We start from the raw sequence: 13,065 nt of genomic DNA on the forward strand, positions 1-13,065 counted from the left end.
TTTTCATGGATACCTTGGTTCAGCTATTAGTGCAGGCGGCATCAGTGCCAGGTAGGGGAATCATGTTCATTGATAGTTCTTCTGCGGAAGATTTTCTATCCTATGCTGATGTGCATAAGGCGGCATTCAGGCTGGCTGGTGCGCTGCAGGAGCGTGGAGTGGTTCCGGGCGATGAAATTGTTTTCCTGGTTGCTGATAACAAATCCCTGTTAACGCTTTTCTGGGCAAGCCTGCTCATAAAGGCCGTTCCTGTTCCATTGTCAGTGGGTACTGCAGATGAGCATTACATCAAGCTGTCGCAGGTATGGGAAACACTGACCAACCCGCTGCTGGTGCATGATACAGGAATGGAAAGACTGGTAAAGGTTTTATCTGCCAGTGAGCACAAAGGGGAACGTTTGCTGCAAATTCAGCAGAAATCCATTCCATTCAAAGAGTTGGAAGCAGTGAATGTGATACCGGAACTCCCTGCCATCAGCGGCAGTGATCTTGCCTATATTCAATTCTCCTCCGGTTCAACCGGTACTCCTAAGGGGGTGACATTAACGCATGACAATCTTGTTGCGAATACCACAGATATAATGAGTCGCTCAGGTATCACCACCTCGGATCGCTTGCTGAGCTGGATGCCGCTGACGCATGATATGGGAATGATCTGTGCGCATCTTACAGGCGTAAGAGCGGGTATTGATCAGTATATCATGCCGGTTAGTTTATTTATACGCAGACCTTTGTTATGGCTTGAAAAAGCTCATCAACACAGGATATCTCTGTTGTATTCGCCAAACTTCGGCTACCAGTACCTGCTACAGGCGATGAATAAACAGGAACGATACAACTGGGACCTGTCGGCAGTACGGCTTATTTACAACGGGGCAGAACCAATTTTGCTTGGTATCTGCGATGAATTCAGCGCTTCCCTGAAAAAGTATGGACTAAAGCCCACTGCTATATACCCCGGATACGGGCTGGCAGAAGCTTCTGTGGCAGTAACATTGCCAGATCCCGGTGATTCAGTGAAAGGATATTTTCTTGACAGAACCTCGCTGAAGGCAGGTGACAAAGTAAGGCAGGCAGCGGAAGCCGATGCAGTTACGTTTGTAGAAGTAGGAAAACCCATTGATACCTGCCGGGTAAGAATCCGCCATGAAAAGGAAAGAGATGCAGAAGATAATGTGATTGGTGAAATTCAAATACAGGGCGCCAATGTAACCAGTGGATATTATCATCATCAACAGGCAACCACGGCTGTATTTACTTCGGATGGATGGCTGAAAACAGGTGACCTGGGTTTCATGAACAATGGGAGACTGGTTGTTACAGGCAGGATCAAAAATATCATTATCATCAACGGGCAGAATTATTACCCGCAGGACATAGAAAGGGTTGTGCAGGAAATTGAAGAAATTGGCCCGGGCAAAGTAGTAGCCTGCAGCTTGAGGCATGTCACAGAGAGCAGGGATGAGCTACTTATTTTTCTGCTGTATAAAGATGCATTACCTGGCCTGTTGCCATTGATAGATAAGGTCCGCACAAAACTGCTTAACCAGTTGGGGATCGATGCCGGTAAAATTATCCCTGTCAGGAAAATATTCAAGACCACCAGCGGAAAAATACAGCATCATAAATTTGTGGAAGAATATGAAGATGGAACATATGATGCGCTGTTGAGTGAGATAGCTGCATTACGGGCGGATGATAATACAGATATCCATGAAGGTGCGGCGATGGAAGACCGGATATTGCCGCTGGCACAGGTTTTATTCCCGGATCATACGCTTCTGGTAACCGATAACCTGTTTGAGTATGGCCTTAACAGTTTAAAGGCCAACCTGCTGGTGCTTCGGCTGCAAAAGGCGCTTCATCTGCGTGTAAGTTTAAGTGATCTCTTTGAATATCCAACGGTAGCCGGTTTGGCCGTGGCGATACAGGCCAACGGTGCTCCGGATTTGTTGCCGCTGCCACATGTGGATAATCAGGCACTTTATGAAACAGCGGCACTGCAGAAGAAGTTCTGGTTTATGCAGCAGTTACCGGAAAACCAGGGTTTCCTGCATCTGTATAATGCCGATGAGATGATAGGTACACCGGACAAAAATGCGCTCACAAAAGCTTTTGATACCATCATCGACCGTCATGAAATTTTACGGACTACTTTTCACATGACTCCGGATGGGTTGCTGCAAAAAATACATGCAGCAGGAGAAGTCCGATTTGCACTTATTGAACGGGACCTTCAACTGACTGCTTCAAAAGAAGAAGCATTGCAGGAAGAAATAAAATGGCAGGTACAGCAGGCATTTGACCTGGCGGGTGGTCCATTGCTCCGCGGTGTTCTTTTCAGAATGGGAACCGACCGGTATGTTTTCCTGTTTATCATCCATCATATGGTTTGTGACGGCTGGTCGATCGGAATTTTCAGAAAAGAATTTCTCTCACTATATGACTGTTATCATTCCGGACTTCCTCCTGAATTGAATGAAGTTAAAAGCCAGTACAGGGATTTTTGYGCATGGCAGCAGCAGAGAAGGCAGTTACCCGTAGCGGAGGTACAAAAAACATATTGGAGAAATGTGCTGCTGGCTGCGCCTCCATTGCTCAGGCTCGCTGGTACCCCTGCTGCACAACCGCAAACATATTACGGCCGGTCAATATTATTTGGGTTGCCCTCTTCTTTGACGGAGAAAATATATACCTACAGTCATCAGAAAAATGTTTCCCTGTTTATAACATTAATAGCTGCACTGCATGTGTTGTTCAGAAAATATACCGGGCGAAAAGATATGCTTTTCGGCACGGATGTTTCCGGAAGAACACATGAGGATCTGTTGGATAATATCGGTTTGTATATCAATACGGTTATATTGAGAACGGCTTCCGATAACGAAGATTCTTTTGAAAAACTGACAGATAAAGTAAAACATACAGTACTCGGTGCTTTTGAACATAGTGAATATCCCTTTGAATACCTGGCAGAGGAGCCGGGCATAAGGCAGCAGACGACGTCTTCTCCACTTTTCGACGTGCTGGTATTATTCCAGAATTTTGAACATGGTTTTTCTTTCGAGCACAATTATGCAGACCTGAAAATCAGCCCGGCAAAAACAGCTGTTTATTCCAGTATGGTGGATCTGGAGCTGGAGTTCCGGGAAAAACATCATTCTCTGCAATTGAGTATCCGCTATAATTCAGGATTGTTTACAGACGGATTTATAACCACGATGGGTAACCGGTTTGTAAAGTTGCTGGAGGGGATGATGGATGCGCCTGCACTACCGGTAGGGCAGGTGAATATGCTGGAGGAGGAAGAAGCAGTTCGTATGCTGGATATGTCTCGTGGGCCTGTTGTTGCGGCCCCTCCTTACGCATGTGTTCAGCAGTTTTTTGAAGCAGCGGCGGCTGCATTTGGGGATCGCCCTGCCATTATATTTGAAGGAGAACAACTTTCCTATGATGTATTGAATCGCCAAAGTAATAGGTTGGCACGATATCTCCGCCAGCGGCTGAATATTTCCCGGGAAGACAGAATAGGGTTGCTGTTACCCCGCAATGAGCAAATGATAGTGGCTTTACTGGCAGTGTTGAAGTCCGGAGCAGCTTATGTGCCAATGGACCCCGATCTGCCAGCTGAAAGAATAGCGTTTATGGCAGCAGATGCCAATGTAAAGGCGATTGTTGTCAGTGATGCTGCTGCTTACAGCGGAAAGACAACCAACCTGGAGATAGTCCTGCTGAATGAAGGGTATGGGAATGATATCGAAGAGGAAACCCGTCATCTTCCACATTGGAATACGCCGGGTGATCTGGCCTATATTATGTACACCTCCGGGTCAACAGGTCAGCCTAAAGGCGTTATGATCACACATCACGCCATGATGGATTATGTGCAGACATTTGCTGCCTATTTTTCCCTTGTTCCGGAAGATAATGTGATTCAGCAAGCTTCCCTGTCTTTTGATACCTCCATTGAAGAAATTTTCCCGGCAATATGCAGCGGATCATCGGTAACCATATTGAAAAACGGGGGCCGGGATATAGAAGGAATCTTTGCAGCAATAAAAGACCATAAAGCAACGGTGCTGTCTACAACGCCATTGGTGATAAATGAACTGAACAAGGAAAGCAGGCGGCTGGAAGGGCTCAGGGTACTCATCAGCGGAGGCGATGAATTAAAACCCTCCTATATTAGTCACCTTCTTGATTTCCCGGCCCTGGAAATCTATAATACATACGGACCTACTGAATGTACTATCTGCGCTACCTATGGAAAAATAAATGATATAGGAGATGTATACAGTATTGGCCGGCCAGTGGTGAACCGGGAAGTATATCTCCTGGACGATCGGCTGCAGCCTGTACCTGCCGGCATGTCCGGAGAAATTTATCTCGGCGGCGCCGGACTGGCAAGAGGATATGTAAATCCCGGAGAAGATATGCTCCGTTTTATTAAGCATCCATTTCATGCCAATGCTTTGTTGTTCAAAACAGGAGATATAGGAAGATGGCAGGACAATGGTACGATACAGTTCCTGGGAAGAAGCGATACGCAGGTAAAGATCAGGGGATATCGTGTGGAACTTGCAGAAGTGGAAACGGCCATATGCCGGCAGCATAATGTAAAAGATGCAGTAGTGCTGGCACGTGAAAATCAGAACGGAGAGAAGTTCCTTGTTGCCTATGTTATTTTTAACCAGGAAAACAAACCGGCGGATTTGCTCCGCAGTCTTCAGCATATATTGCCTTACTACGAAATACCTGCCGTTGTAGTTCCGATGAGCGCTTTTCCTGCAACCGCCAATGGAAAAATTGACAGGAACGCCATGCCGGCTACAGACAATGTACAGATGGGGTACGATGCCTCATTGGCTATGCCCTTGTCTGCAACGGAACAGCAACTTGCAGGGATATGGAGAGAAGTGTTGGGCGGCCCGCTTCCTGCATTGTACGATAACTTCTTTACACTGGGAGGAGATTCCCTCAAGGCGATGCGGCTTGCTGCCGGCATTCTGGCGGTATTTGGTGTCAGACTGGAATTTAAGGATATATTCCTGCAGCCGGTTCTGACAGAAATGGCCAGCCTTATCCAGGATAATGATCAGGCGGAAGAGGACGGAATACTGCATGTACCGGATAATGATTATTACGAGGTATCTGCAGCACAGCAACGCTTATGGGTGATAGATCAGTTTGAGAAAGGATACCTGGGGTCCAATATGACCTGGAGGCTCGATATCAGTGGTGCTCTTGACAAACAGGTGCTGGAAAGAAGCCTGCAGTTGATAACAGCCCGGCATGAAAGTCTGCGTACCGTTTTTGTTCAGATAAACGGACGCCTGGTACAAAAAATATTACAACAGGTAAATGGCCTGGAATATAGGGATCTCAGTAATGCTCCCGACAGCGAAAAGGTGATCCTGGAGATAATGGAGAGGGAAACAAAAGCGCCTTTCGATCTGGAAGCAGGACCATTGCTGAGGGCGAAACTACTGCAGCGGAATAAAGAAAAATACGTCTTGTTGTTGTCGATGCATCATATTATTTCGGATGCATGGTCTATGAAAATTTTCATCCGGGAACTGCTTGCCTTTTACGAGGCGGGCAGGAATAATATTGCTGACCCGTTGCCGCCAATGCCGTTGCAGTACCGGGATTTTACCACCTGGAAAAACAAGGCTGATCTTACTGCTGCCTGGCAGGAAGCAAAAACGTATTGGATGCGTCAGTTTGAGAAAGGCGTTCCGGTGCTGGAATTGCCAACAGATTTCCCCAGACCGGCTACAAAAACATTTAACGGAGACAGTCTGCATTTTACCCTCACGGATGGGCAGTACAGCTCCTTAAAACAGCAGGCACATAAAAACGATACTACACTCTTCGTTACCCTGTTATCCGCATTGGTAACGCTGCTTCATAAATATACCGGCCAGCAGGATATGGTAATCGGAACGCCGGTGGATGAACGAAGCCATCATCAGTTAGCAGATCAGATCGGGTTGTATATAAATATGCTTCCTCTCAGATGTCAGATCGACAAGGAGCATTCTTTCGGGCAGCTACTGACTGCCGTTAAGGAAATTGTGGTGAACGGACTGATGCATCGTGATTATTCCTTCGGACGCCTGCTGGAAGAAGTGCCTGTACAGTATAACCAGGGAAGGGCGCCGCTGTTTGATGTGATGATGGTTTTTCTGCAGGAGGAAGAAGCCAGTGGTGTGATCGATGCTCCTGATGGATTATTGATAGAGAAATATCCGGTGCCTGTATCCGTAACACAATTTGATCTGACCTTTATCTTTATACAGTCTGCTGAAAAATTATCCGTTACCATTGAATATAACACCAACCTGTTTACAGCCGCAAGAATAAAGCGGATGGGGGATAATTTTCAACAGCTGATCTCCGTTGTGCTCACTGGTGGTAATACGCCTATACGTCATCTTTCCTATATCAGTCTGCATGAGCAGGAAATGCTCCAGGCTTTTAATAATACACATTTCCGATATCCGGAGGGTCAAACGTTGTTGACGCTTCTGACGGACCAGGTAAATAAAACGCCTGATGCGATAGCGCTGGTCTGTAGAGAGCAACAGTTTTCCTTCAGGGAGCTGAATGATGCCGCCAACCGCTTGTCGCACTATCTGATGCAGACCTGGTCGGTAAAAGCGCCGGATATTATCGGCATTATGCTTGACCGTTCGGAGAAGTCGGTGATCACGTTATTGGCTATATCCAAAGCAGGCGCCTGTTTTGTAAATATTGACCATACACTTCCGGAGGCCAGAGTAGCCTATATTATACAGGATGCCGCGCCTAAGCTGCTTCTCACAGAAGCTGGACTTGCCGGAAAAGCGGCAGGCTATACGGGCACCGTGATTGATATCGATGCGGTGGACCTGGTAGGTTATGATACAACTGAACCGGCGGTACCATTTGTACCTGAAGATCTTTGTTATATCGTCTATACTTCCGGTTCCACGGGTAATCCCAAAGGAGTATTACAAACGTTCCGCATGATGTTCAATCTCACGCTGTGGGACCTTTATGGCTCGCAGTTGGGATGGGGGCTGTCACTGTTGCAATATGCCTCTTTCAGTTTTGACGCATCCTATCACGATGTTTTTTTCAGCCTTTCTTCAGGAGGAAAAATTTTCCTTATCCCGGAAAATATGCGGTTGAACTTTCCCGTGCTGAAGGATTATATCACACAACAGGGGATTGAGATTATTTCCTTTCCGTTTTCGGTGCTGAGTCAGTTCTTCAGTCAGGTAGATGACAATGGATTTGAGCAGGTAAAACATATTATTTCCACCGGGGAACAATTGCTGGTAGGCGCGGGATTAAAGAGTGTGTTGAAGAAGTATCCGCATATTCAGCTGCATAATTTTTACGGTCCATCAGAAACCCATGTGGTTACAGCCTATCTGGCAGATCCGGCGCGTCCGGACCTGATGCTAAGACCACCGATAGGCAAGCCTGTTTTCAATTCAGATATACATATTCTTGATGTGGACGAACAGCAGGTGCCTGTTGGCGTGCCGGGAGAGATATATATAGGAGGAGATAATCTGGCTCCCGGTTATCTCCGTCTTTTGTCAATGACCCAAGAGCGATTTGTTAACATACATGTTCATGGCCGGGAAATACCGGTATATCGTTCGGGAGATATTGGTTACTGGCTGGATGACGGCAACATCATCTTCACGGGCAGAAAAGATAAACAGATAAAGATCAGAGGCCACCGTATTGAACCTGCCGAGACAGAAATATTACTGTTAAAACATGAGGCGGTAAAGGAAGCGATTGTGCTGACAGACAAAAACAGTCAGGGGGAATATGTGCTGCTGGCTTTTTATATATTAAAGCAGGAATTCCGTGGGAGTGATGAATATAATGCTGCTGCGTTGAAAAATTATCTCGCCGTTTACCTGCCGGATTATATGCTGCCTTCGAGACTGGTATGTCTCGACACTTTCCCTCTTACGCCAAATGGAAAGGTGGATACTGCGTTGTTAATCCAGGAACAGGAAAGTGCATCCGTGGTGGTTGTTATAAATAATGAACCGGTCAGCAGGCAGCAACAAAAGCTGGCGATGATCTGGGATGAAGTACTTCGTTGTGGCCCCGTGCATCCTGATGACAACTTCTTTGATCTTGGTGGCCATTCGCTGAATGCAACAGCTGTTGTTACCAGAATACATTACAGGCTGAATAAAAAACCGGATTTACGGTCTGTGTTTGCCTATCCTACTATCCGTAAACTGGAGCAGCATATTGCGCACCTGCCGGAAGAAAACAGCCCTGTTATTCCGGCTTCATCGGTTGCAGATGCGTACGAACTGTCTTTTGCACAACAGGATTTCTGGATATTGGACCGGTATGAAAAGAATCTGACTTCCGCACATAATATGTCATCTGCTTACAGATTCGGGAAGGACTTTAATCCGGAGTTGTTCTGCCGCGCATTTATTGAGGTGGTGAAACGACATGAAATATTGAGAACTACTTTTTTTACGAAGGATGATCAGCCATGGCAAAGAGTACACTCGTATGCAGAAAGCGGCATTGCATTGCATCCGGAAGACTGGAGAACACATGACAATGTGGTGGAGGATCTGGAAACGTTGATCATGCAGGAACAGTTGCAGGGGTTTGACCTGGAGAAGGGGCCGCTACTGAGCGCCCGGCTGCTGCAGATAGCGGACGATTCCTTCGTTTTTATCTTTACAATTCATCATATTATCTCTGATCAATGGTCCACTGCTGTGTTGTTCAAAGATATGGTCACCGCGTATGATGCCATTGAGCGGGATGATGCCTACACTTTACCACCGTTAAGGATACATTATAAAGATTATGCAGGATGGCAGAACAGGCTGTTTGCTACCGGTGACTGGAATAAAAGCGGTGATTACTGGCTCGATCAGTTTGGTGAGGATGTGCCGGTGCTGGAATTGCTCACTGACTTTCCCCGTCCTGCAGTGAAAAGTTTTTCCGGTAGTATGGAAATGTTGCACCTGGACGCTGCTCATACTCTGGCATTGGTCAACATAGGACGTCGGATAAGAAGTTCAGTATTTATGACCTTGTCGGGTGTTGTAAATGCTTTGCTGATGCGGTATACTGGGCAGGAAGATATTGTGCTGGGGACGCCGGTGGCAGGCAGGGATCATTACGATCTGGAAGAGCAGGTAGGTTATTATGTAAACAAACTGGCCATCAGGACAAGATGCAGCAGAAACGACAGTCTGAAAAATATTTTATTGAGTATGAGGGAAGCGATGCTGGAGGCATTTGTACACCAGGGATATCCTTTTGTTAAACTGGTGGCCGATCTCGGATTGGAAAGGAACCCCAGCCGTTCTCCGTTGTTCGACGTAATGGTAGTCATGGAGGAAGCTGACAACGACCTGTTACAGTTGGCGAAATTCCCTGTTGAAGTAATAGCTCCACAAACAATTGCCGCCATATTTGATCTGCTGTTCAGATTTGTATTTAAAAACGGAATGGTGACGATTGTAATAGAGTACAATACCGACCTGTTTAAAAAAGAAACCATCATTGAACTGAAGGAAGACCTGTTCCAACTGATCTCTCAACTGATCGGCAATGACCAGGTGCTGTTGTCTGATATCCGTTTTCATGCAGATGCAGACGCAGATGTGGATGCGAGGGCTTTCATGCAATAGTGGTTTGCCTGCTGTCTTATTATTTTAATCATCGACCTATGGACAAAAAAATAATACATACGGTTTTCGAAGAAAGAGCCCGGGCGCATCCTGATAACATTGGTATCCGGAAAGGTACCAGGGAAGTAACTTACGGGGAGCTGAACACAGCTGCCAACAGGCTCGCTCATTTCTTAAGAAGTATTTCCTGGCACGGAGATAAAATCACCGGTGTACTGATGGATCCCGGTATCGAACAGGTAATGTCTATGCTGGCAGTTTTCAAGGCAGGCGTCATATATCTTCCGTTATCCAACGACTTTTCCGATGTAAGATTCAGGCAGATATTTGACAGCTCTTTTCCGCCGGTGCTGATCGTACAGCAGGAGGCCGAAAAACGCATATACGAGCTGCAGAACAGGATAGGCGCCTGGGCGGACTACCTGGTGGTGATGGATGAATCATACGACTTTACGGTACAGCATCGGCGCAATGAGGAATATCATCAGATGGTAATTGATACCGGAATGCTGCGGGCAGATAATCCTGAGCTGATTTCCAGCGGAGAAGATGGAAACTATATATTTTACACATCCGGGTCATCCGGTCATCCCAAAGCCATACTCGGAAAGCAGGAAAGCCTGAGCCATTTCATTCATTGGGAAATAAAGGAATTTGGCATCGACAACAGGCACAGGGTGAGCCAGCTTACGCAGATCACCTTCGATGCTTCCCTGCGGGATATACTCACGCCGCTTTGTTCCGGAGGAATACTTTGTATTCCTCCGGAAGCAACAAGGCAGCAACTGCATCAACTGATTCAGTGGATCATATCTGAAAGAATAAGCCTGATACATTGTGTTCCGTCCCTGTTCAGAGCGATTACAAAGGAAATGCAGAAAGCCGGTGGTACAGGATATAATTTCCCGGATCTTAAATACATTTTGCTGGCAGGTGAGGTACTCTATGCACGTGATGTGTTGCAGTGGCGTGCGCTGGCGGGAGAAAATACGGCGCTGGTTAACCTGTACGGAGCTACGGAAACAACGCTGATAAAAGTGTTTGAACGGATAGGGGAAGTAAGCGGGGACACCGCCACAGTATTACCTGTGGGTAAACCTATTGACAATACTTCTGTCGTAATATTAAACGGGAAAAATATCTGCCGGCCGGGAGAAATCGGAGAAATCTACATTAAAACCCCATTTGTATCAAAGGGTTATTACGGTAATGAATCACTGACAAAACAGGTGTTTGTTCAGAACCCGCTGGTGGCCGACAGAGAGGATATTGTGTATAAGACAGGAGATCAGGGACGCTATCTGAAAGATAAACGGATAGAAGTACTTGGGCGTCTTGATGATATGATAAAGGTAAACGGGGTAAGAGTAGAGTTAAGCGAAATAGAGCAGGCGGTATTAAAGAAAGAAGGTATTGAGCAGGCGGTAGTTAAAGCACATAAGAACAGTGATAATCAACAGGAGATCATCTGTTACTATACCGGCGAAAACGTTGGCAGAGACGAATTGAGAGCTCATCTTGAAACATTGCTGAACAGGAATATTCTCCCTGGGTATCTTATTCAGATGAAGGAATTTCCACTTACTTCCAATGGAAAAATAGACCGGCGTTCGTTAACCCTCAATAAAGGGTTTTTGATGAATGACCTGGAGTTTAAGGCCCCTGTCAACGATACTGAGGTGGCGCTTGAAAAAATATGGACCGGCATACTGGGGATGAACAAGATGAGCAGGGACATTTCTTTTTTTCAGGTAGGAGGCCACTCGCTGCGCGCGGTTCAACTGGCGTCCCGCATCTCTGTTGAATTAGGAGCAGCACTGAAAATTACGGATATCTTTAGTCATCCTACTATTCAGCAACAGGCGGAGTTAATACTGGCATTGTCGGAAGAAAATACAGCGACAGTTACCAGAACCGGGGAACAACAATACTACGATGTATCAAACGGGCAGCTCAGATTATGGCTGCAGCATCAACAGCAGGAAGCCGGCGATGTATACAATATTCCGGTGGCCTACCGGTTAAAAGGACCACTCAATACCAATATACTGCACAACGCATTATTGGAAGTGATCAACAGGCATGAAAGCACCCGTACCACTTTTGCCTTTGTTGACGGAGAATTGAAACAGGAAATAAAACCGACAGCATATTTTAGCTTCCGTCTGGATGCGATAGAACTAAGATCATCTGATGATCCGGAGGCTGCGCTGACGAAAATATTACAGGAAGAAAGCGGGGTGCCTTTCGACCTGAAAGTGGGACCGTTGCTCCGCTTTAGCCTTTACCGTACCGGTAATGATGAACATGTGCTGTCCCTTACTATGCATCATATTGTATGTGATGGCTGGTCGATGGAGATCATGTTTAAAGAAATAATAGCATTGTATAATGCAGGTTTAAAGAAAACAGATCCGCTGTTGCCTTTGACTACACTGCAATACAGGGATTATGTGGCCTGGCTGAGGGAACATCTTGCGCAGCACAACGCAGGGTACAGCAGGTATTGGAAAGATCAGTTCAGCAGGCCGGTGGCACCGCTGCAGCTACCGGCAGACTTCCCCCGCCCTTCGAAACAAACATTTAATGCTGCGATGTATGCGTTTGCCGTTGATCAGGATATGGTGGCGCAACTCCGGGAAATGAGTCTGGAGTACGAGGCAACAGTTTCCGATATATTGCTGGCCGCGTTCTATATGCTTCTTTATATCCGTACCGGGCAGCAGGAAATAGTAGTTGGTATTACCGTCGCCGGAAGGGAGAAAAGGGAATGGGAGGATATGGTTGGCTTTTTCGTCAACACGCTTCCGCTGCTGGTCAGGTTTAACAATGAAAACACCTTTGAACAATTGTTGTCAACAGTGAAGCATGTTGCGATGGAAGCTTATGCACGGCAACTGTATCCCTTTGATAGTATTATAACAGACATCAATGTTCCGGTAGACCGCAGCCGTAATCCGCTTTTCGATGCAGGATTCCATTTTTACAATATTGATTCGCTGTTTGATATTGCATCGCTTCAACTGGAAGATGGTACGCAACTGTCAGAACTGGATACCGGCCATCGATCGGTGAAAAGTGATATTTGCTTAAAGGCGGTGTTATTGCCACACCATCTTGAATGCTACTTTGAATACAACAAGGATATATTCAGAGAATCTACCGTGGCTTCGCTGGGGGAAGACCTGATTTTTGTCCTGAACAATATATTAAGGCATCCCCATCAGCAAATGGGAGATGTAGCTACCTCCTATGCCTCGCACAAATTGAATGGACAGGAAACGGCGAGGGAACATGTCCGCTTACGCAATCTGCAGCGTTTAATGAAATCATGATCACGTTATAACAAACCATAGCGTGATAAATACTTCAGAGATCA

The 13,065-nt window shown here is 46.2% G+C and carries 2 protein-coding genes; both read left to right on the forward strand.

All coding sequences use genetic code 11. From position 1 onward, the window contains the following. The first annotated feature begins 5 nt into the window (after positions 1–5). Positions 6–9,686 carry an amino acid adenylation domain-containing protein gene (locus tag AB4Z08_RS31920; RefSeq protein WP_441577839.1) on the forward strand — a complete coding sequence of 3,227 codons (9,681 nt, stop codon included), beginning with the start codon at positions 6–8 and terminating at the stop codon, positions 9,684–9,686. Between the two features lie 38 nt (positions 9,687–9,724). Further along, complete coding sequence (locus AB4Z08_RS31925) at positions 9,725–13,021, forward strand: amino acid adenylation domain-containing protein (RefSeq protein WP_441577840.1); 3,297 nt, start codon at positions 9,725–9,727, stop codon at positions 13,019–13,021. The last annotated feature ends 44 nt before the right edge of the window (positions 13,022–13,065 follow it).

This window comes from Chitinophaga sp. RAB17 (assembly GCF_052114225.1).
Classification (GTDB): Bacteria; Bacteroidota; Bacteroidia; order Chitinophagales; family Chitinophagaceae; genus Chitinophaga.